Genomic DNA, 24,573 nt, shown 5'->3' with positions numbered 1-24,573 from the left:
GGGGTGTGGGCTCATCGATGTGGAGGCTCTGCGGCAGCACACCGTGGCGCATCGCCATCACCATCTTGATCACACCGGCCACACCCGCCGCCGCCTGCGTATGACCGATGTTCGACTTGATCGAACCCAGCAACAGGGGCCGATCCGACGCCCGATCCTGACCGTACGTGGCCAACAACGCCTGCGCCTCGATCGGATCACCCAGCGTCGTCCCCGTACCATGCGCCTCCACCGCATCCACATCCCGAGCAGTAAGCCCGGCGCTGGCCAACGCCTGGCGGATCACCCGTTGCTGCGACGGACCATTCGGCGCCGTCAATCCATTCGACGCACCATCCTGATTCACCGCCGAACCCCGCACCACAGCCAGGATGGGGTGCCCGTTGCGCCGCGCGTCCGACAGCCGCTCCACCAGCAGCATGCCGATGCCCTCTGCGAAGCCGGTGCCGTCCGCCGCTCCCGCGAACGCCTTGCAGGTGCCGTCCGGTGCGAGCCCGCGCTGGCGGGAGAATTCCACGAAGACGGTGGGGGTGGACATCACCGTCACGCCACCTGCCAGCGCGAGCGAGCATTCACCTAGGCGCAGCGCCTGTATGGCGAGGTGCAGTGCCACCAGCGACGACGAGCAGGCCGTGTCCACGGTGACCGCCGGGCCCTCGAGTCCGAAGGTGTAGGCCACGCGGCCCGAGGCGACGCCGGCCGCCGCACCCGTGCCCAGATATCCCTCGACACCGTCGGGAGTGGTCGACAGGCGGGTGAGGTAGTCGTGGTGCATCACGCCGGTGAACACACCGATCCGCTCGCCCTTGACGGAGGTGGCGGGGATACCCGCGCGCTCGAACACCTCCCATGATGTCTCCAGGAGCAGCCGCTGCTGCGGGTCCATGGCCGCGGCCTCGCGCGGCGAGATCCCGAAGAACCCGGCGTCGAACTCGGCCGCGTCGTAGACGAATCCACCACTGCGGGCATACGACGTACCGGGACGATCCGGATCCGGATCGTAGAGACCGTCCAGGTCCCAGCCGCGGTCGGTCGGCAGGACCGATATCGCGTCGCCGCCCGAGCGCACCAGGTCCCACAGCGCTTCCGGTGACGTGATCCCGCCGGGATAGCGGCAGCTCATTCCGACGATCACGATCGGATCATCGGCGACGAGGGAGCCCCCGGCCGGTGTCACGACGGCGCCGCTGTCCGTGCCGAGGACTTCGGCCAGCAGGTGCTCGGCGAGCGCACGCGGTGTCGGATAGTCGAACACGGCGGTGGCGGGCAGCCGTACGCCGGTGGCCGCGCTGATCCGGTTGCGCAGTTCCACCGCGGTCAGCGAGTCGAAGCCGATTTCCTGGAAGGTCCGCGCGGTGTCGACCGATTCCGTGGACGCGTGGCGCAGCACCGCCGCGATGTGATTGCGCACGAGGTCGAGTACGGCCTGATCCCACTCGGCGCGGTCCACGGCGGCCAGCCGGTGTCCGAGCGCGGAGGCCGAGTCAGGGGCGTCGACTGCCTGGGCAGCGCGCCGGATCCGGGGGCGGACCAGGTCGCGCAGGACGGCGGGCAGGTTGTCGGCGCCCGCCCATGCCTGCGGGTCCAGCGGTGCGGCCAGCACCATCGCCTCATCGGCGGCGAGCGCTGCGTCGAACAGTTCCAGTGCCTGAGAGGTGGGCATCGGCACCGCGTGGGAGCGCGCCAGATCGTCGACCGACAGGTGCTCGGTCTGCTCGCTGCGTTCTTCCCAGAACCCCCACGCGATCGATACCCCCGGCAGCCCCTGCGCCCGCCGATGAACAGCCAACGCATCCAGGAACCCATTCGCCGCCGCATAACTCCCCTGACCCGCATTCCCCAACACACCCGCCGCCGACGAAAACAACACAAACGCCGACAGATCCAACCCACATGTCAACTCATGCAAATACCAAGCCCCCAACGCCTTCGGCCCCAACACCCCAACCAACCGCCCCCCATCCAAAGAACCAACCACCCCGTCATCCACCACACCCGCCGCATGCACCACCACCCGCAGACCCTCAACCGACCCCACCAACTCCGCCACCGCACCCCGATCCCCCACATCACACGCCACCACCCGCACCCGCGCACCCAACCCCTCCAACTCCCCAACCAAACCCTCAACACCCGGCGCACCCCACCCCCGACGACTCACCAACACCACCTCACCCACCCCATACACCGACACCAAATGACGCGCCACCAAACCACCCAACAACCCCGTACCACCCGTCACCAACGCCACACCACCACCCAAACCAGCCACCACACCACCACCGGCCATACCAGCACCCCCCACACCCACCAACCGCGACACCCACACCCGATCCCCACGCACCGCAACCTCCGACTCACCCAACCCCACCACATCCGGAACCACACCCCCGACCCCACCAACACCCACATCCCCATCAACATCCACCAGCACAAACCGCCCCGGATGCTCCGACTGCGCCGACCGCACCAACCCCCACACCGCACCACCACCCACATCCTCCACACCCTCACCACCCACAGACACCGCACCCCGCGTCACCACCACCAACCGCGAACCCCCAAACCGCTCCTCCCCCACCCACAACCGCAAAACCTCCAACACACCCACCACATCAACCCCCGACAACACCACACACCCCGGCACCACCCCACCCGAAACCACCTCACCCCACTCCACAAACGCCCCCACCCCACACACACCCACATCCACCCACTCCACCCGATACAACGCATCGCGGCTGCCTACCCGGGCGTCGGCGAGCTGTCCCTCCGGGACGGGTCGGAGTACCAGGGAGTCCACCGACAGGACCGCCTCACCCGCCTCATCGGTCACCCTCAGCGACACCGCGTCCGGCCCGACGGGCGCCAGCGTCATCCGGACAGCGGACGCGCCGACCGCGTGCAGCCTGACTCCGCTCCAGGAGAACGGGAGATACGCCCCGCCGTCGTCGGTGATCAGGCCGCCCAGTCCGACGCCGTGCAGCCCGGCGTCGAGCAGAGCCGGATGTATCGCGCAGCGAGCCGCATCACCTCTCGCCTCCTCCGGTAGCACCGCCTCGACGAAGACCTCGTCTCCCCGCCGCCAGGCACCCCGCAACCCCTGGAACACCGGCCCATACGCATACCCCCGCTCCGCCAACGCCTCATAAACCCCCTCCACCCCAACCCGCTCCGCACCCACCGGCGGCCACACCTCCACAACCGACACCCCACCATCCGCCACCCCCACCACACCCACCGCATGCCGGACCCACTCACCCTCCCGACACGAAAACACCGACACCGACCGACGACCCCCCTCACCCGCACCGCCCACCGAAACCTGAACCTCCACCTCACCCCGCTCCGGAAGCACCAACGGCCCCTCCAACGTCAACTCCTCAACCACCCCACACCCCAACCGCAACCCCGCCTGCAACACCAACTCCACAAAACCCGTCCCCGGGAACAGGACCACACCGGATACCGAGTGTTCGGCCAGCCACGGCTGACCGGCCAGCGAGAGCACACCGGTGAGCAGAGCACCTCCCGAATCGGGCAAGGGCACCACCGCACCCACGAGGGGGTGGTCAACCTCGGCCGAGCCGGGTGTCGACCGGAGGGAAGCCGCCCAGAAGCGCCGACGCTGGAAGGCATAGGTCGGCAGGTCGATCGCGCGCGCGTCCAGCCCGGTGAACGCCGCCGGCCACTCGACCGCGACGCCCCGGACATGCAACCGGGCCAGCGCGGTGAGGAAGGAGACCAGGCCGCCGTCATCGCGGCGCAGCGATCCGGTCAACACGATGTCGGTGGTGACGACGTCGGCGGTGTCCTGGATGCCGATGGTCAGCACCGGATGCGGACTGGCCTCGACAAACACCGTATGCCCAAGCTCCAGCAGCCCCTCGATCGCGCCCTGGAACTCCACGGTCTCCCGCAGATTCCGATACCAGTACCCGGCATCCAACTCCACGGTGTCCATCAGCCGCCCGGTCACCGTCGAATAGAACGGCACCCGCCCACTACACGGCTCCACACCCGCCAGAGTCTCTGCCAACTCCCCCCGGATCTCCTCCACCTGCACCGAATGCGACGCGTAATCCACCGGAATCCGCTTGGCCTCCGGAAACTCCGCCAGCACCGCATCCAGCACCTCAACCGCCCCCGACACCACCGTCGACGCCGGACCATTCACCGCCGCCACCGACAACCCCGGACGATCCCGCAGCCGATCGGCAGACACCGGGACGGACACCATCCCACCCCGACCCGACAGAGCCAGCAACGCCTTACTCCGCAGCACCACCACCCGCGCCCCATCCGCCAGCGACAAACCACCCGCCACACACGCCGCCGCAATCTCACCCTGCGAATGACCCACCACCGCCGACGGCACCACACCGTACGAACGCCACAACTCGGCCAGGGACACCATCACCGCCCACAACACCGGCTGCACCACATCCACCCGACCCAACGCCACCTCATCACCCAACACATCCCACAGCGACCACTCCACCAACGGAGCCAACGCATCAGCACACTCACCCAACCGCCCCGCGAACACCGCCGAAGACTCAGCCAACTCCAGCGCCATCCCCACCCACTGCGACCCCTGACCCGGGAAGACGAACACCACGCCACGATCCGCCCCGACCGCGCCCGTGACCTCCACCGCGTCCAACCCACGTCGCAGTGCGGCGAGGTCCGTGCCCACGGCGACGGTGCGATGTGGCAGCAGCGCACGCGTAGATGCCAGCGACCAGCCCACGTCCGCCGGGGCAAGGGCGGGATTGTCGTCGACGAAGGTCCGCAATTGTTCGATCTGCGCCCGCAGACCCGCCTCGCTCGCGCCCGAAAGCACCCAGGGCACCGCCACCGGCGCCACCCGATCCTGCCGGCTCTCGGCCGGCGCCTCCGGTGCCTGCTCCAGGATGACATGGGCGTTGGTGCCGCTCACTCCGAACGCCGACACCGCGGCGCGACGCGGTCGGTCTTCCCACGGCCACTCGGCCGACTCGGTGAGCAACTCCACCGCGCCGGTGGACCAATCCACCTTCGGTGTCGGCTCATCCACATGCAGCGTTCGCGGCAGCACCCCGTGCCGCAGCGCCATCACCATCTTGATCACACCGGCCACACCCGCCGCCGCCTGCGTATGACCAATGTTCGACTTCAACGACCCCAACCACAACGGGCGCTCCGGATCCCGATCCTGACCATAAGTGGCCAACAACGCCTGCGCCTCGATCGGATCACCCAGCGTCGTCCCCGTACCATGCGCCTCCACCGCATCGACGTCCACCGCCGACAAACGGGCATTCGCCAGCGCCTGCCGAATCACCCGCTGCTGCGACGGACCATTCGGCGCCGTCAACCCATTCGACGCACCATCCTGATTCACCGCGGAGCCACGCATGACTGCCAGCACCCGATGGCCATTGCGCTCAGCGTCGGACAGCCGCTCCACCAGCAGCATGCCAACGCCCTCGCCCCACCCCGTGCCGTCCGCCGCCCCGGCGAACGCCTTGCACCGCCCGTCCGGCGCCAGCCCACGCTGGCGCGAGAACTCCACAAAGGTGCTGGGCGTCGCCATCACCGTCACGCCGCCCGCGAGCGCCAGCGAGCACTCGCCCCGCCGCAGCGCCTCACTCGCCAGATGCAACGCCACCAGAGAGGACGAACACGCCGTGTCCACGGTCAGGGCGGGGCCCTCCAGACCCAGCGCATAGGCGATACGACCGGACATCACGCTGGTCGCGGCACCGGTCAGGGCATACCCCTCGTCCGATGCCGAGGGATAGCCCTGGGCCCAGCCGCCGATGAAGACACCGGTCCTGCTGGATCGCAGGGAGGTCGGCGCCATCCTGGCGCGCTCGAGGACCTGCCACGCCGACTCCAGCAGCAGTCGCTGCTGGGGGTCCATCGCCAGCGCCTCACGCGGCGAGATACCGAAGAGTTCCGGGTCGAACTCCGCGGCGTCGTAGAGGAATCCGCCCGTACGCGCATAGCTGGTGCCGGGGCGGTCCGGATCCGGGTCGTACAGCGCGTCCGTGTCCCAGCCGCGATCGTCGGGGAAGTCGCAGAGCACTTCCCGGCCCTCGCTGACGACCCGCCACAAGTCCTCGGGGGATTGGATGTCTCCCGGGAAGCGGCAGCTCATCGCGATGATGGCGATCGGCTCGTCGAATGCCACCGCGCCGACGGGCACAGCCTCCTCGGCGGAGGGCACCGCGAGGGAGCCCGACCGGTCGCCGAGCAGTTCCGAGCACAGCAGGTCGGCAACGGCCCGACAGCTCGGGTGGTCGAACAACAAGGTGGCCGGGAGACGCAGTCCCGTACTCGTGTTCAGCCGGGTCCGCAGCTCGACCGCCGTCAGCGAGTCGAAGCCCAGTTGCCGGAACGGCACCGTCGGGTCGATGGCCGCCGGGTCGCGATGCCCCAGGAGTTCAGCCGCATGCTCCCGTACCAGATCCACCAGCATCCGGTCCTGATCGGCCGCGGGCACCCCGGCCAGTCGTCTCCGCAATCCGACGCGGTCGCCCGCCACCGCCAGGGCGCCGGAGTTCTTTCGCAGCTGTGGCAGTTCGCTCAGCAGGGGGCTGGGCCGACCGGCCGTGAAGGCCGGGCCGAAGGTCTCCCAGTCCACGTCCGCGATGACCGGGCAGGGCTCGTCCGATCCGACGACGTGGCGCAGCGCGGCGACGGCCGACTCCGGCCGCATCGGGCGCAGACCGAAGCGGTTCAGCCGCTCCTCGTCCTCGGGCGCGAGGCTGCCGCCCCAGGTGCCCCATCCGATCGAGGTGGCCGGTAGGCCGCGTGCTCGGCGCCGCTGTGCAAGACCGTCGAGCAGGGCGTTCGCCGCCGCGTAACCGGCCTGGCCGGCGCCGCCCCAGACCGCCGCTGCCGAGGAGAAGAGGACGAACGCCTCCAGCGACGCGTGGTCGAGCAGCTCGTCCAGGTGCAGGGCACCGGTGACCTTGGCGTCGAAGACGGCGGCGTACTCGTCGAGATCCGCGTCGATCGAACCGCCGAACCGCACGGTTCCCGCGAGATGGACCACGGCGGTGAGGTCCGGCACCGACGCCAGCACTTCGGCGAGAGCGGCCCGGTCGGTCACATCGCAGGCCGTCATGGTCACTCGTATGCCGAACGCGGTCAGTTCGTCTTCCAGCGCGGCCGCCCCCGGGGCCTGCGGGCCGCGACGGCCGAGCAGCACCAGGTGCTCCGCGCCGGTTTGGGCCAGCCACCGTGCCACGTGTGCGCCCAGCGCACCGGTACCTCCGGTGATCAGAACCGTGCCGTGCGGGCGCCACGCGTCGGCTGGTCCGGTCGTGGACACCGGTTCCAGCCGTCGGCCCAGGGTCGCCGAAGGCCGCACCGCGACCTGGTCCTCGCCGACCGTCTCGGCGAGCACGGCGACGAACCTCCGTAGCACCTGTGCGTCCCAGTGTGTGGGCAGGTCGATCAGCCCGCCCCAGTGCCCGGATCGCTCCAGCCCGGCCACCCGTCCGAATCCCCAGACCGCCGCCTGGGTGGGGTTCGGTTCCGGATCCCCCGGCAGGGCCACGACGGCCGACCGGGTGACACACCACACCGGAGCCTCGGCGTCGGCGGCGGTGAGCGCACACAGCAGCTCGACGGTGTGCGCCATCCCCCGGGACAGGGCCCGATGGGTCGGATGCGGACGCTCGTCGAGGGCCAGGAACGAGACGACACCGGAGATGTCATCGGCTCCCACCACATCCGTCAGCAGCCCGGTCAGGCCCTGACGCTCCGCGTCGTACGGCACCTGAAGGGTACGGACTCGCGCGCCGCCCTGCTCGGCCAGAGCCCGGGCGCCGGCCATGGCCCATTCGTCTCCTTCGGGGACCACCGCCAGCCATGTGCCCCGCAGGGTGGGGGCGTCCACCCCGGGCAGTGGCTTCCAGGCGATCCGGTATCGCCACGCGGCCACGGCGGACTCGGCCGTGTCCGCTCCAAGCCAGAACCGTTCCCGCTGGAAGGCGTACGTCGGCAGCTCGACGGCCGACACACCGGCGAAGAGCGGTCGCCAGTCGATCCGGACACCGCGCACATGGAGCTCGGCCAGGTGGCTCAGAAACCGCCGGATCGTGCCATCGTCACGACGAAGGGACCCCGTGACGACGGTGTCGGTGGCGGTATCAGTGGCGGTGGCGTCGGCGGTGTCCTGGATGCCGATGGTCAGCACCGGATGCGGGCTGGCCTCGACAAACACCGTGTGACCCTGGCGTATGAGGGTCTCAACGGTGCCCTGGAACTCCATGGTCTCGCGCAGATTCCGGTACCAGTACCCGGCATCCAGCTCCACGGTGTCCATCAGCCGCCCGGTCACCGTCGAATAGAACGGCACCCGCCCACTACACGGCTCCACACCCGCCAGCGCCTCCGCCAGCTCTCCCCGGATCTCCTCCACCTGTGGGGAGTGCGAGGCGTAGTCCACCGGAATCCGCTTGGCCTCCGGAAACTCCGCCAGCACCGCATCCAGCACCTCAACCGACCCCGACACCACCGTCGACGCCGGACCATTCACCGCCGCCACCGACAACCCCGGACGATCCCGCAGCCGGTCAGCAGGCACCGGGACGGACACCATCCCACCCCGACCCGACAAGGCCAGCAGCGCCTTGCTCCGCAGCACCACCACCCGCGCCCCATCCGCCAGCGACAAACCACCCGCCACACACGCCGCAGCAATCTCACCCTGCGAATGACCCACCACCGCCGACGGCACCACACCGTACGAACGCCACAACTCGGCCAGCGACACCATCACCGCCCACAACACCGGCTGCACCACATCGACACGAGCCAGCGCCCGTTCATCCGCCAGCACATCCGACAGCGACCACTCCACCAACGGAGCCAGCGCATCGGCACACTCGCCCATCCGCCGCGCGAACACCGGCGAGGACTCCATCAACTCCAACGCCATCCCGACCCACTGCGACCCCTGCCCCGGGAAGACGAACACCACGTCTCCGGATGCTCCGGTGCCCCGTACCACTCCGGACGCGGGTATCCCATCGGCCACCGCGTCCAGACCGCGCAGCAACTCGTCGCAGTCAGCGCCCACGATCACCGCGCGGTGCGACAACGTCGTACGTGTCGATGCCAGCGACCATCCCACCTCTGCCGGGGTGGGACGGGGACTGCGCGCCAGGAAGGCGCGGAGGCGCTCGGCCTGCGCCCGTAGCCCCGCCTCGCCCTGCCCCGACAACACCCACGCGACCGCCGTGGCTTCGGGGCCACCTTCCTCGATGGGATCGGTCGGCTGGGCCGTCTCCGGGGCTTGCTCCAGGATGACGTGCGCGTTGGTGCCACTCACTCCGAACGACGAGACGCCCGCGCGGCGCAGACCACCGGTCGTGGGCCACGGCATTGCCTCGGTGAGCAGCTCGACCCGGCCGCCGGACCAGTCGACGTGTGGCGACGGCGCATCCACATGCAGCGTCTTGGGCAGTGCGGCATGCCGGATCGCCATCACCATCTTGATCACACCGGCCACACCCGCCGCCGCCTGCGTATGACCGATATTGGACTTCACCGAGCCCAGCAGCAGTGGCCGCTCCGGCCCCCGGTCCTGACCGTACGTGGCCAGCAACGCCTGCGCCTCGATCGGGTCACCCAGCGTCGTACCCGTACCGTGCGCCTCCGCAGCGTCCACATCCGACGCCACAAGCCCCGCGCCGGCCAGCGCCTGGCGGATCACCCGCTGCTGCGACGGACCATTCGGCGCCGTCAACCCATTCGACGCACCATCCTGATTCACCGCCGAACCCCGCACCACAGCCAACACCCGATGCCCATTGCGCTCAGCATCAGACAACCGCTCCACCACCAGCATCCCGACGCCTTCGGCCCACCCTGTGCCGTCCGCCGCCGCCGCGAACGCCTTGCACCGCCCATCGACGGCCAGCCCCCTCTGGCGGGAGAACTCCACGAACATCGCCGGTGTGGCCATCACCGTCACTCCGCCCGCCAAGGCCAGCGAGCACTCGCCCGCCCTCAGCGACTGCACTGCCAGATGCAATGCCACCAGCGACGATGAGCATGCCGTGTCCACGGTGACCGCCGGACCTTCGAGGCCCAGGGTGTAGGACACCCGGCCCGAGGCCACGCTCGCCGCGGTGCCGGTCAGCCGATAGCCCTCGGCCGCCTCTCCGGCATCCGCCGCGTAGCCGGCCGACGAGGCTCCGATGAACACCCCTGTGCCACTGCCCTTGAGGTGCCCCGCGGGAATCCCCGCCTGTTCCAACGCCTCCCAGGCCGTCTCCAGCAGCAGCCGCTGCTGGGGGTCCATCGCCGCGGCCTCGCGCGGGGAGATGCCGAAGAACCCCGCGTCGAACTCGGCGGCGTCGTAAAGGAATCCGCCGTCGCGTGCGTACGAGGTACCGGGGTGGTCGGGGTCGGGATGGTAGAGGCCATCGAGGTCCCAACCCCGGTCGGACGGAAAGCCGGAGATGGCGTCTTCGCCGTCGGACACCATTCGCCAGAGATCCTCCGGCGAGTGCACCCGGCCGGGGAACCGGCAGCCCATCCCCACGATCACCACCGGATCGCCACTGTCGGGCGCCGACTCCTTCGCGGGCACGGTCCGCTCATCCACCCCGCCGTGGAGCCTGCGGTGCAGATGCTCGGCGAGGGCGGCGGGCGTCGGATAGTCGAACAACAAGGTGCTGGGCAGAGGGAGGGCGGTCGCCTCGCCAAGCCGTTCGCACAGCTCGACGGCGGTGATCGAGTCGAACCCCAGTTGCTTGAAGGTTCGCTCGGCGCCGATGGCCGCCACCGACTCGTACCCGAGCACGACGGCCGCGTGCGCCCGGACCATGCCGAGCACCTCGCCACCGCTCCGGCCCAGGTCCGAGTCCTCAGGCCCGGAGGCGTCCTCAGGTCCGGAAGTGTCCTCAGTCTCGGAGATATCCGCAGGTCCGGGCGTGGCCCGGCCCTCGGGGCCGGACGCGGAAATCCAGTACGACTGCCGCTGGAAGGCGTACGTGGGCAGCGGAATCCGCCGCCCACCGGACACCAGCGAGTCCCACACCACCTCGGCGCCCGAGACATACAGCTCGGCCAGCGCGGTGACCAGGGCCAGTGGCTCGGACCGGTCGCGACGGAGCGTGCCCACCAGCGTCCCGGGCCTGGTCAGGCAGTCGCGGGCCAGGGTGGTGAGCGCCCTGTCCGGGCCCAGCTCCACGATGGTGGTGACGCCTTCGCCTTCCAGGGCCCGAATGCCGTCCAGGAACCGTACGGTCCGGCGGACATGCCGTACCCAGTACTCCGGGGAACACAGCTCTTCCGCCGTGGCACGGCTGCCGGTCACATTCGATATGAGCGGTATCCGCGGCGGCCTGTACGTGAGGCTCTCGGCGATATGCCGAAGCTCGTCGAGGACGGGGTCCAGATGCGGCGAATGGAAGGCGTGGCTGGTCCGGAGCCGTTTCGTTCTGCGTCCGCGGTGGGTCCACTCCGCCGCGAGGTCGAGTACGGCCCGCTCATCCCCCGAGATCACCGTGGCGGTCGGTCCGTTGACCGCCGCAACGCAGATCCGAGCGCTGTCGTCCGCTGCCTCGCCCGTCATGAGCGTCCGGGTGACCTCGTCCTCGCTCGCTTCGAGCAGGACCATGGCGCCCGGTTCCGTCACGGCCTGCATCAGCCGGCCGCGGGCGGCGACGAAGGCGGCGGCGTCCGCCAGCGACAGCACACCGGCGACATGGGCGGCGCTCACTTCGCCGAGGGAGTGGCCGATCAGCACGTCCGGTACGAGCCCGAAGTTCTCGAGCAGCCGGAAGAGCGCCACCTCCACCGCGAAGAGTCCGGCCTGGGCGTACACCGTCTGATCGAGCAGCTCGGCGTCGTCGCCGTGGATGACGTCCCGAAGGGGCCGGTCCAGGTGTGCGTCCAGCGCCGTGCACACGGCGTCGAGAGCGTCGGCGAACACGGGGAAGGCGGCGCTGAGTTCGCGTCCCATGCCGAGACGCTGGGATCCCTGGCCGGCGAAGGCGAAGGCGAGCCTTCCCGCCCTCGCCGTGCCGGTCACCAGGCCGGGTGCCGTGCCGCCTTCGGCGAGTGTGTCCAGGCCGGGTGCCACGTCGGTGGCCGCCCCGGCGATGAGCACCGCGCGGTGTTCGAAGGTGGTTCGGGTGGTGGCAAGGGAGAAGGCGAGGTCGGTGAGGTTCGGCGACCGCTCCAGATACGGCCGTAGCCGCATCGCCTGCCCCCGGAGCCCGGCCGCGGTCGTCGCCGACAGTGCGAGCGGGACCGGGATGGAGACAGGGAGCGGGGCCGGGATCGGGCTCGGGAGAGCCCCGGGCTCCGGGTGTGCGGAGGCGTGGGAGGGGACCTGGGCGGGTGGTTCGGCAAGCACCACATGGCAGTTGGTGCCGCCCATCCCGAACGAGCTGACGCCGGCGATCAGGCGCTTGTCCGCCTTCGGCCACTCCCCCGGTGCCAGGCGCATTTCCAGGTTGAGCTCGCCCAGGGGGATGCGGGGATTGGGCGTGCGGTGATGGAGACTGGCCGGTAGCTGACGGTGGTGGATGGCCAGTGCCGTCTTCAGCAGTCCGGCGATACCGGCGGCGGCTTCAAGGTGGCCGATGTTGGTCTTCACCGACCCAAGCTGCACCGGCCCCGTGCCGGTCCGGCCGAAGACGGCACCCAGGGCCGCCGCCTCGGCCGGGTCGCCGAGCGCCGTTCCGGTGCCGTGCAGCTCCATGTACTGCACGGAGCCGGGTGAGACCGCGGCCCGCCGCTGCGCCAGCCGGAGGACCTCTTGCTGACCGCGGGAGTCGGGGGCGGTGAGCGACGTACCGCCGCCGTCGTTGTTGACCGCGCTGCCCTCGATCACGCAGTAGACGGTGTCGCCGTCGGCGAGGGCCTCGGACAGCGGTTTCAGGACGACGATTCCACCGCCCTCGCCCCGCACATAGCCATTGGCGCGGGCGTCGAAGGTGAAGCAGCGGCCGTCCGGAGAGAGCGCGCCGAACGCGGCGATATCGGCGGCGGTTTCCGCGGAGAGGTTCAGGTTCACCCCGCCCGCCAGCGCGAGCCTCGACTCGCCGCGACGCAGGCTCTCCACGGCCATATGCACCGCGACCAGGGAGGATGCCTGGGCCGCGTCGACGGTCACGCTCGGACCGCTCAGGCCGAGCACATGGGAGAGCCGGTTCGCGATCATGGCGCGCTGGGTGCCGGTCAGCGTGTGGTGCGAGCGGCCGCGGGCGCTGATCAGCGAGGCGTAGTCGGCGGACCCGGCGCCGATGAACGCGCCGACGGTGGCTCCCCGCAGAGTGGCGGGCACGATGCCCGCGTCCTCCAGCCCTTCCCATCCCAGCTCCAGTATCAGCCGCTGCTGGGGGTCCATCGTCACGGCTTCGCGTGGCGAGATGCCGAAGAACGCGGGGTCGAAACGGTCGACGTCGTCGATGAAGCCGCCGTGGCGGATGGCGGGCGGCATGGACGGGTCGTCGGTCCACCGCCCGGCGGGCACCTCGCCGATCGCCGAGACGCCGTCGCTCAGCAGCCGCCAGAACGCCTCGGGGTCGGGTGCCTGCGGAAAGCGGCAGGACATTCCGACAACGGCGATGGCCTCGTCCGGTTCCATGCTGTTCCTCGGGGCGGGATCGTCGTTCACTGATCGCGACCTCGGACCTGCCACACCTGCGAGACCGACCGTCCGGGATCCGCGGCGGCCGTGGAGACCACCGCCACCACGTCGTCGCAGAACCGCTCGATGGTGGCACGGTCGAAGAGGGACGTGCTGAACAGCACGGTGCCGGCGAGGCCGCCGTCCTCCGCGTTCTCGTACAGGTCGATCTCCATGTCCACGTTGACGGTCACCGGTGGGTGGGTCATCAGGAACGGCTCGGCGGTCAGCCTGGTGAGCATGAGGGGCCGCTGGGGGGTGTTGACGATCTGGAAGATCACCTTTACTGGCGGATCGTCCGACAGCCGTGTCCCGGCGTGGCCGCCGGTGGGTTCGTCCGAGTGCTTGAGAACGGAGACGAACGGCACGTCCTGGTGGGTAAAGGCGTCCGACATCGCATCGCGCACCGTGGCCAGCAGTGTGCCGAAGTCCGTGGCGCCGGAGACCTCGGTGCGCAGCGCCAGCATCTTGGAGACGAGGCCCACCACGTTCTCCAGTTCGTCCCGGCCACGGTTGGCCATGGGCACGCCGACGAGGACGTCCTGGTTGTCCGAGCGGGCGGACATGACCACCTTAAGCGCGGTCAGCAGCGTCATGTACAAGGTGGCGCTGGACGATTCGCCCAGCCGCCGGGCCGCCTCCACGGCGTCCTTCGGCAGTCGCCAGTGGTAGATGCCGCTGTCGTATCGGGCCGACGTGGCGCGGGGCCGGTCGGTGGGCAGTTCGGCGGGTGTCATTCCATCGAAGTGGCTCTGCCAGTAGTCGAGTTGGCGTCGCAGCAGATCCCCGCGCAACCACTCGTGCTCCCAGTTCGCTACATCGGCGTACTGAACGGGCACGGGCGGCAGATCGGGTTCGGCGCCGCGCAGCAGCGCCGAGTACACGAGGGACAGATCGCGGACCAGTACACCTTGGGACCAGCCGTCGGTGACCAGATGGTGCAGGGTGAGCACCAGCACATGGTCGAGCTCGGCCAGGCGCAGCACGCGCAGCCTCGCCAGTGGGCCGCTCGTGAGGTCGAAGGGCCGTGCCGCCTCCTGCCCGGCCAGTACGGAGGCTTCGGCCTCGTCGTCCGCCTCGGCCACCTCCACCAGGACGGGCACATTCGGCCGGATCACCTGGACGTATCCGTCGGCTTCATTGACGAAGGTGGTGCGCAGGGCCTCGTGGCGGTCGATCAGCAGGTCCATCGCCCGCCGCAGGCAGTCGAGGTCCAGTTCGCCCGAGACCCGCACGGCCATGGGGATGTTCCAGTGCCCGGCGTCGAGGACATCGCCGAAGAAGAGGTCCGTCTGCTGCTGTGCGAAGGTGAGGGGTACGGGCTGATCGCGCCGCGTGGGGACCAGCGGCGGCAGCTCGGGTTCGGGAACGGACCGGGCGGCGGCGCTGAGGGTGGCCGCCAGCTCCCTGGGGGTGCGCTGCTGGAAAACGGTCTTCAGCGGTACGTCGATGCCAAGGGCGGTCCGGAGCCTGGCGACCACCCTGGTGGCGATGAGGGAATGGCCGCCCAGTGCGAAGAAGTCGTCGTCGATACCGACCCTGGTGGCGCCGAGCAGATCCGTGTAGACCCGGCAGACGGCCTCTTCCTCGGGGGTGCGGGGGGCGACGTAGCCGACCTCGAGTACGGTGCGCAGGTCGGGGGCGGGCAGCGCCTTCCGGTCGATCTTGCCGCCGGAGGTCAGGGGCATGGTGTCCAGCAGGACGAAAGCCGAGGGCACCATGTATTCGGGCACCGCGGACTCGACGTGCCGGCGCAGGGTTTCGGTCAGCCCGTCGTGCCGGTCCGCGGCGGTGGCATCGGCCACCACATAGGCCACCAGCCGCTTGTCCCCCGGGGTGTCCTCACGCACCATCACGGCCGTGTGCAGCACATCCTGGTGCCTGGCGAGGATCGCCTCGATCTCGCCCGGTTCGATCCGGAAGCCACGGATCTTCACCTGGTCGTCGATCCGGCCGAGGTATTCCAGGTTGCCGTCGGGCAGCCAGCGCACCAGGTCGCCGGAGCGGTACATCCGTGATCCATCGCCGTGGAACGGGTTCGCCACGAACCGGGAGGCGGTCAGATCCGGACGGCCGAGATAGCCTCTGGCCAGGCCCGCTCCGGCCACGCACAGCTCACCGGGCACCCCCACGGGGACGGGCCGGAGCCGCCGGTCGAGGACGTACACCCGGGTGTTGCCGATCGGGCGGCCGATGGGGGCGGTGAGCGGCCACTCGGCCACCTCGGCGGGGAGCGAGTAGGAGGTCACCACATGGGCTTCGCTGGGACCGTAGTGGTTGTGCAGCCGCAGCTCGGGGCGGCGGGCGCACAGCTCGCGCAGATCGTGGTGGAGGGAGAGGGGTTCACCGGCCTGTGAGAGATGGCGCAGCGCGGCCAGCTCGGTGCCGTGCGGATCCACCTCCTCGGAGATCGCCCGCAGCATCACATTCGGTACGAATAGCTGGTCGATCTCGTGGTCGTGGATCCATCGGGCGAACTCGACGGGGTCCATGCGCAGTTCTTCGCCGGGGATGACGATCGTCTCGCCGTACAGCAGCGCCGAGAAGATCTCCTGGAGCGAGATGTCGAAGGTCAGCGTGGCGAATTGGGCCGTCTTGGCGTCGGGGCCGATCGGCAGGGCCTTCTTCTGCCAGGCCACCAGGTTGAGCACACAGGAGGCGGGCATGAGGATGCCCTTGGGGACTCCGGTGGAGCCGGAGGTGTAGATGACATAGGCGAGGTTCTGGGCGCTGGGCCGTGCCATGGGCGGGGTCAGGGGCCGGCTGGTGAGCGATTCGCGCTCGGCGTCGAGCAGGATGAGCCGGACCCCGGCCGTCCCGGCCTCCGTTTCGGCGGGCTTTTCGAGCAGGCTGCTGAAGCGCTGCTGGGTGACGGCGACGGTCACCCCGGCGTCGGCCAGTACGAACTGGATACGGTCCCGGGGGTGGTTCGGGTCGATCGGCACATAGGCCGCTCCGAGCTTGAGGATCGCGAGAATCGCCACGATCATCTCGGCGCCGCGGTCGACACACAGCCCGACCAGGGTCTCGGGGCCGATCCCCCGGCTCTCCAGCAGGTGGGCGAGCTGGTTCGAGCGCTGGTCCAGCTCGGCGTAGGTGATGCGGTCGCCGCCGCTGATCACGGCCACCGCGCCGGGGCGGCGCTCGGCCTGGGCGGTGAAGAGCGCGGGCAGCGATCCGGCCGGTACGGGGCCCGTGGTGTGGTTGAACTCCTCCAGGACCTTCGCCCGCTCGGCGTCGTCGAGCGGGGAGATCCCGGAGAGGGGCCGGTCCGGCTCGGCCAGAACACCTCGCAGGACGACGGTGACATGGTGCAGCAGCCGTTCGACGGTGCTCCTGTCGAACAGGGCCTTGCTGAAGACGATATGACCGAGCACTCCGTCCTCGGCCTCGACGAGATGGACCTCCAGGTCCATGCGTGTGAGGATCCGGCCGTGGTCGTAGGGCTCGGTCTCCGCGCCGGGCAGGGCGAGCCGCTCCCCCGGCACGTTGATCATCTGGAAGAGCACCTGCACCAGCGGGTTCCGGGACAGGTCCCGCTCGGGGTGCACCTGCTCCACCAGATACTCGAAGGGCAGGTCGCCATGGGCGAAGGCGCCGGCCGCCATGTCCCGGACCCGTGCCAGCAGTTGGCGGAAGGTGGGATCGCCGGACAGGTCGGTCCGCAGCACCACGGTATTGACGAAGAACCCGATCAGGCCCTCGACCTCGGCGCGCCCCCGGTTGGCCACGGGGGTGCCCACCGTGATGTCGTCGCTGTCCACATACCGGCCCAGGACCAGCTGGAAGGCGGCCAGCAAGGTCATGTAGAGGGTCGCGTTCTCACCGGCGCCCAGCCGGCGGGCGGCCTGGATCAGTTCGGCGGGCAGCTCCCAGCGCACCGCGTCGCCTTCCTGGCGGGCGACCGAGGGCCTGGGCCGGTCGGTGGGCAGCTCCAGCGCGGAGGCCATACCGTCGAGCCGCTTCGTCCAGTAGTCCAACTGGCGGCGCAGGGTCGGACCGGACAGCCAGTCGCGCTCCCACTCCGCGTAGTCGGCGTACTGCACGGGCAGCGGCGGCAGTACGGGCTCCCGCCCGGCGTCGAGCGCCTCGTACGCGGCGGACAGCTCACCCACCAGAATGCCCTGTGACCAGGCGTCCGTGGCCACATGGTGCACCGTCAGCAGCAGGACGTGGTCCTGTTCGTCCAACCGCAGCACCTTGGCCCGCAGCAAGGGTCCGGTGCTCAGGTCGAAGAACTCGGTGATCTCCGCTCCGGCCAGCCGCCGGACCGCGGCGAGCCGCTCCTCCTCCGGGCCTTCGGGCACCGATTCGATCCGCACCGGGACGGGGGCGGGGGCGGGGGGCTGGATCGACTGCACCGGTTGGCCGCCGGTCTCGGTGAAGGTGGTGCGCAGCGCCTCATGCCGGGCGACCACCAGCGAAAGGGCCCGGGAGAGATGGGCGACGTCCAGGCGGCCGCGCACCCGCACCGCGAAGGGGAGATTGTACGAGGCGTTGCCGGGCTCCAGTTGGTCCAGAAACCACAGTCGCCGCTGCGCGAATGACGCCCTCAGCTCCCGGTCCCTGGCGACCGGCACCACACCCGTGGATTCCTTTCGCCTGGTGCGCTCGAAGAGATTGCTCATGGCCGCGCTGAGACCTTGGGATTTGGGCGCGCCTGATTGCCCCACAACACAGCCTTCCCCGACGACTGATGGAAATGGTTTTGCGCGATTATTTCGCTGATACTGCCACTGATGCTTGCCCAGCTATGGCGCGGACGCCGTTTAAAGGGAAGTCAGCACGGTGCGCAAGTCAGCACCGGTGCACCATCGCCCTGGCCCGCGCCGGTATTCGACGCGCGGCACATAGGGATCCGGAGTCCGGGGAAGCCGACCCGTCGGCTGAAACTCACCGGGTGAGCGGCGTCGATATCCGAGACGAACATCCGGCGCACCTCGAACTCTTCCGAGTGGGCAGCCGGTTGAGCGACAGCCTGCGCACCGGTGCCCACCAGGCTCTTACCGGATTCATAAGGCGGCAGCCATGCGGTGACGCCAGGGCCGGACAGGGAATTTCCGCGAAATCCGCCACCCTGCGGTGAGATATCGTTTTCCTCGCGATCCAAGACAGCATTTCCTGAGGTCGACCGGTCGGTCATTCGGTCCATTAAGTCATCACGCGCGACCAGTCGCGCGATCCTGGTGATATCGGATGCGCGCAACGCCAAAACACTCACCACAGCCCCCGTTCGCCGTCCAGCGAGTCCCCTGAAGTGAACCTAGATCGTTGGCTGATCCGCTGTCAACCCGCACCTTTTCGGTGGTAAATAGCGGGAGTTGCCGACCTGCGCGAACTCACCGGCCCGCATGATCCGCCAGTCGGCAGTGACGCGGTGATTTCGGTCACCACGCCCATTTCGGCGTCCAGGCACCGGCGTCGCGGTGGCCGGGCGGCGCGGAGGCGAGGTGGTCGCGGAGCGCGGTGAGGGCGGAGTGCGGGTTGTCGCGGTGCCAGATCAGCGAATGCGGGTAGACCGGGGTCGGGTGGTGCACCTCGATGCGCCGCAGCCCGTAGTCGGCGGGCCAGACCAGGCGGGTCCGTTCGCCGACGAAGGTCGCCAGCGTCGAGGAGTCGGCGATTGTGTCGAGGAGCGGCTCGGGCCCGAAGTACGGGCCGATCGCGTCGATGGTGATCCCGAACGCGGCGGCGAGGTCGTCGTAGTAGGCGGCCCATTCGGTACCGGGGACGATGCCCGGCATCCAGATCCGGTGCCCGGCGAGCTCGGCGGGGGTGACCTCGCGGGCGGCGGCGAGCTCATGGGACGGTCCGGTGAGGAGCTGGATGGGCTCGTCGTGGACCCGGGTGGCCTCGATGCCGCCGGGGAGCCGCCGGGCGGGCACGGTGACCGCCCGGAACGACGCGTCGATCGTGCCGGTGCGCACGGCGGCGATGGCCGCGTCGGCGTCGAAGAGCGTCACCACATCGAGTTCGACCTCGGGGTGCGCCCGGTGAAAACCGCGGAGCAGATCGGCCGGTGCGAGCCGCCGCCCGATCACATCGACGCGCAGCGCGCGGCGGCCGGGGCGTACGGAAGCGGCGGCCCGTTCCTCGGCCCGCAGAAGTTCGCGGGCGTGGGGCAGGAACGCCTGCCCGTCGATGGTGAGCCGCGCTCCGCGCGCGGTACGGGTGAACAGCCGCACACCGAGTTCCTTCTCCAGCGCGGCGATGCGCTTGGAGACGGCCTGCTGGGTGATGGACAGATCGCCGGCCGCCTCCTGGAACTGGCCCGCGTCCGCGACGGCGACGAAGGTGCGCACGGCCTTGAGGTCCACGTCGGCCACCTTAGTCGCACAACATCTGGTTGTGGCATGTCGAGGGCGTTGTTTGAACCGCCCGCCCAGGCTCGCTTGGATATCGCCCGTTCTATGTGAGGTTCTTCGGGCGGGACGGCGAGGAGGAGTGCGCTGCACATGGGGGCCAGGCGGAAGCTGGGGCGGCAGTTCGGATGGCTCTGGGGGGCGTACGCGGTCAGCGCGTTCGGCACCTGGCTCGCGTTCGACGCGTTCCCGATGATCGCGATCATTGTTCTCCATGCCGGGGCGGCCCAGGTGTCGCTGCTGGCGGCCGCGGGGCTCGCGGTGGGCGCGGCGGTGGCGCTGCCGCTCGGGCCATGGATGGAGTTCCGCCGCAAGCGGCCGGTGATGATCGCGATGGATGTGGTCCGGTTCGCGGCCCTGATGACCGTCCCCGTCCTGTTTCTGCTCGGCCGGCTCACCTTCGCCCAGCTCGTGGTCGTGTCGATCGTCGTCTCCGCGGCCGACATCGCCTTCACCGCGGCCAGTGGGGCGTGCCTGAAGGCGCTGGTGCCGCGGGAGGACCTGCTGGTGGCGAACGCGCGGTTCGAGTCCACGGCCTGGACCGCAACCATGCTCGGACCGCAGATCGGCGGGGCCGCGATCGGGCTCTTCGGTCCGGTGATGACCGTGGCGGCCAATGCGGTCAGCTTTCTGCTCTCGGCGGCGGGGATCCGTGCGATCGGCGGCACGGAGCCACGCCCCGCGCGCACCGGCCCGCCGCCACGGCTCCGGGCCGGTGAGCTGCTGGAGGGCTGGCGGTGCATTCTGACCCACCCGGCGCTGCGTCCGCTGTTCTTCAACACGGTCCTGGTGGGCGGGCTGATCATGGCGACCGCGCCGCTGCTCGCCGTCCTCATGCTGGGCAGCCTGGGGTTCGCGCCCTGGCAGTACGCCATGGCCTTCACACTGCCCTGCATCGGCGGTCTGATCGGCTCCCGGCTGGCTCCCCGGCTGGCGGAACGGTTCGGGCGGCACCGGGTCATGCTGATCTCGGGGGCCCTGCGGGCGTGCTGGTTGCCGGGGTTGGCCTTCGTCCGCCCCGGTACGGCGGGACTGGTGCTGGTCATGGCGGTCGAGCTGGGGCTGATCTGCTGCATGGGCGTGTTCACCCCGCTGTACGCCACCTATCGGCTCGACCGGACCCCGGCGGACCGGGTCGCCCGCACCCTCTCCGCGTGGTCGGTCTCCAGCAAGGCCACCGTCGCGACCCTGACCGCCCTGTGGGGTCTGCTGGCCGCTGTCACCGGCCCCCGGATCGCGATCGCCACAGCCGGACTACTCAGCCTGGCGACCCCGCTCCTCCTCCCCCGGCACGAGCACGGCGCGCCCCGACCCGAGCAGGAACCGGCGCCGAGCCACACCTGATCCGCGGTCTGGGCGAGCGTTCGGAATCGACGTTCTGAACGTCCGTCCTGAACGATCGTTCTGAACGAGCGTTCAAGGTTGGGGTAGGGTGGCCGGCATGGGACATCGGGAACAGTTGATGGCCGGGGCGAAGCGGTGCCTGGAGGAGCGGGGATTCGCCCGTACGACCTCGCGTGACATCGCCGCCGCCGCCAACGCGCCGCTCGGCACGATCAATTACCACTACGGCTCGAAGGAGCGGCTGCTCAACGCGGCGCTCCTGGAATCGCTCGACGAGTGGAGCGAGAAGGTGCGGTCCGGGTCGACGGAGGCCGCCCCGGACTCCGATGCCGGAACGCGAGCGGAGTCGATGTGGGCCCGGATCATCGAGTCCGAGACCACGGACCGGCCGCTGGTGGTGGCCAGCGTGGAAGCCCTCGCCCAGGCCGAACGTTCCGCCGACGTCCGGCAGCAGCTCGCCGAGGCGTTCGAACGGGCCCGTACGGCGCTGGCGGCCGATCTGCACGGCATCGAAAGCGCGGAGGAGGGCGAGGTGGCCCGTGCGGTCGGGTCGGTGCACATGGCCCTGGTCGCCGGGCTGACCCAGCAGTGGCTGGTCGATCCCGAGCGCGCCCCCTCGGCGCGGGAGGTGGCCACGGGCCTGCGGAGGATCGCCCAGGCCCTCGAGTCCGACGCCTGATCCGGGGGAAGGAGTGGCACCGCCTTTCACCCATCTGCATGTGCACACGCAGTACTCGCTCCTGGACGGCGCGGCCCGGCTGAAGGATCTCTTCGCGGCCTGCCAGGAGATGGGCATGTCGCACCTCGCCCTGACGGACCACGGCAATCTGCACGGCGCGTACGACTTCTTCCAGCAGGCCATGGCCTCGGGCGTGACGCCGATCATCGGGATCGAGGCGTATGTCGCCCCGGAGTCGCGGCGCACCAAGCGCAAGATCCAGTGGGGGCAGCCCCACCAGAAGCGCGATGACGTCTCCGGCTCGGGCGGCTACACCCACAAGACGATCTGGGCGGCGGACACCACCGGGCTGCACCATCTGTTCCGGCTGTCGTCGGACGCGTATGCGCAGGGCTGGCTGCAGAAGTGGCCGCGGATGGACAAGGAGGTCATCGCCGAGCACGCCGAGGGGCTGATCGCGTCGACCGGCTGTCCGTCCGGTGAGCTGCAGACCCGGCTGCGCCTTGGCCAGTTCGACGAGGCGCTGAAGGCCGCCTCCGAGTACCAGGACATCTTCGGCAAGGACCGGTACTTCCTGGAGTTGATGGACCACGGCATCGAGATCGAGCGCCGGGTCCGGGACGGGCTGCTGGAGATCGGCAGGAAGCTGGGCATCCCGCCGCTGGTGACGAACGACTCGCACTACACCTACGCGGACGAGGCCGCGGCACACGATGCGCTGCTGTGCATCCAGACCGGCAAGAGCCTCTCCGACCTGGACCGCTTCCGCTTCGACGGCACCGGCTACTACCTCAAATCCGCCGCCGAGATGTACGCCGTCGACTCCTCGGACGCCTGGCAGGAGGGCTGCCGCAACACCCTGCTGGTCGCCGAGCAGATCGACACCACCGGCATGTTCGACAAGCGCGACCTCATGCCGCGGTTCGATGTGCCCGAGGGCCACACCGAGGTCACGTGGTTCCGCGAGGAGGTCCGGCGCGGGATGGCCCGGCGCTATCCGGGTGGCGTACCGCAGGACCGCCAGAAGCTGGCCGAGTACGAGATGGACATCATCATCCAGATGGGGTTCCCGGGCTACTTCCTCGTGGTCGCCGACTTCATCATGTGGGCCAAGCAGCAAGGCATCGCCGTCGGGCCGGGCCGTGGCTCGGCGGCCGGTTCGATCGTCTCGTACGCCATGGGCATCACCGACCTCGACCCGGTCGAGCACGGGCTGATCTTCGAGCGGTTCCTCAACCCCGAGCGCGTGTCCATGCCGGACGTCGACATCGACTTCGACGAGCGCCGACGGGTCGAGGTGATCCGCTATGTGACGGAGAAGTACGGCGCCGACAAGGTCGCCATGATCGGCACCTACGGCACCATCAAGGCCAAGAACGCCATCAAGGACTCCGCCCGGGTGCTGGGCTATCCGTACGCGATGGGCGACCGCATCACCAAGGCCATGCCCGCCGACGTCGGCGGCAAGGGCATCCCGCTGTCCGGCATCACCGACCCGGAACACCCGCGGTACTCCGAAGCGGGCGAGGTGCGGGCGATGTACGAGAACGAGCCGGATGCGCGGAAGGTCATCGACACCGCCAAGGGTGTCGAGGGCCTGGTGCGACAGATGGGTGTGCACGCCGCCGGCGTGATCATGTCGAGCGAGCCGATCGTGGACCATGTCCCGGTCTGGGTGCGGCACACCGACGGTGTCACGATCACGCAGTGGGACTACCCCACGTGTGAGTCGCTGGGCCTGCTGAAGATGGACTTCCTGGGCCTGCGCAACCTGACCATCATGGACGACGCCGTCACGATGGTGCGCGCCAACAAGGGCGTCGACCTGAAGCTGCTCGATCTGCCACTGGACGACCGCAGGACCTTCGAGATGCTCGGCGGTGGCCACACCCTCGGCGTGTTCCAGTTCGACGGCAGCGCGATGCGCTCGCTCCTGCGGCTGATGAAACCCAACCAGTTCGAGGACATCACCGCCGTCACCGCCCTGTACCGGCCCGGCCCGATGGGCATGAACTCGCATATCAACTACGCCCTGCGGAAGAACGGCCAGCAGGAGATCACCCCGATCCACCCGGAGCTGGAGGAGCCGCTCCGGGAGGTCCTCGACATCACCTACGGCCTGGTCGTCTACCAGGAGCAGGTGCAGAAGGCCGCCCGGGCCCTCGCGGGCTACTCACTCGGCCAGGCCGACCTGCTGCGCCGGGCGATGGGCAAGAAGAAGCAGGAGGTCCTGGACAAGGAGTTCATCCCGTTCCGGGACGGCTGCCGGGAGCGCGGCTACTCCGACGAGGCCGTGCAGGCGGTCTGGGACGTACTGGTGCCCTTCGCGGGCTACGCCTACAACAAGGCGCATGCGGCCGCCTACGCGCTCGTCTCGTACTGGACCGCCTATCTCAAGGCCAACCACCCGGCGGAGTACATGGCGGCGCTGCTCACCTCGGTGCGTGACGACAAGGACAAGTCGGCGGTCTATCTGAACGAGTGCCGTCGTATGGGCATCAAGGTGCTGCCGCCGAACGTCAATGAGTCCGAGGCCAACT

7 protein-coding genes are annotated in these 24,573 nt (G+C 69.5%); 3 read left to right on the top strand and 4 right to left on the bottom strand.

The features are described 5' to 3' along the window. From J5X86_RS51710 to J5X86_RS48485, 4 genes are all read right to left on the bottom strand, one after another. Positions 1 to 13,606 (bottom strand): type I polyketide synthase (locus J5X86_RS51710; RefSeq protein ID WP_279595802.1); only part of this gene is annotated, 13,606 nt, incomplete at its 3' end. A 26-nt stretch (positions 13,607 to 13,632) separates the two neighbouring features. After that, positions 13,633 to 18,276 (bottom strand): non-ribosomal peptide synthetase, encoded by a 4,644-nt coding sequence (locus J5X86_RS48495; RefSeq protein WP_208522985.1) that lies wholly within the window; start codon positions 18,274 to 18,276, stop codon positions 13,633 to 13,635. 152 nt (positions 18,277 to 18,428) lie between these two features. Then, a complete protein-coding gene (locus J5X86_RS48490) occupies positions 18,429 to 18,869 on the bottom strand; it encodes a hypothetical protein (protein WP_208522984.1) in 441 nt (146 codons plus the stop codon). 166 nt (positions 18,870 to 19,035) lie between these two features. After that, positions 19,036 to 19,965: a LysR family transcriptional regulator gene (locus tag J5X86_RS48485; RefSeq protein ID WP_208522983.1), complete on the bottom strand. Its 930-nt coding sequence runs from the start codon at positions 19,963 to 19,965 to the stop codon at positions 19,036 to 19,038. A gap of 138 nt (positions 19,966 to 20,103) precedes the next feature. On the opposite strand from J5X86_RS48485, the gene J5X86_RS48480 reads away from it, so the two are divergent. The 3 genes from J5X86_RS48480 to dnaE all read left to right on the top strand — a co-directional run. After that, positions 20,104 to 21,354 (top strand): MFS transporter, encoded by a 1,251-nt coding sequence (locus tag J5X86_RS48480; RefSeq protein ID WP_208522982.1) that lies wholly within the window; start codon positions 20,104 to 20,106, stop codon positions 21,352 to 21,354. 97 nt (positions 21,355 to 21,451) lie between these two features. Continuing rightward, complete coding sequence (locus J5X86_RS48475; protein ID WP_208522981.1) at positions 21,452 to 22,033, top strand: TetR/AcrR family transcriptional regulator; 582 nt, start codon at positions 21,452 to 21,454, stop codon at positions 22,031 to 22,033. A 13-nt stretch (positions 22,034 to 22,046) separates the two neighbouring features. Further along, a partial coding sequence (gene dnaE, locus J5X86_RS48470) for a DNA polymerase III subunit alpha (RefSeq protein ID WP_208522980.1) occupies positions 22,047 to 24,573 on the top strand: 2,527 nt, incomplete at its 3' end.

The organism is Streptomyces sp. NEAU-YJ-81 (assembly GCF_017592595.1).
Taxonomy (GTDB): domain Bacteria; phylum Actinomycetota; class Actinomycetes; order Streptomycetales; family Streptomycetaceae; genus Streptomyces; species Streptomyces hygroscopicus_B.
The sequence above is the reverse complement of the archived record's forward strand: the minus strand, read 5'-3'. Positions and strand labels throughout refer to the sequence as shown.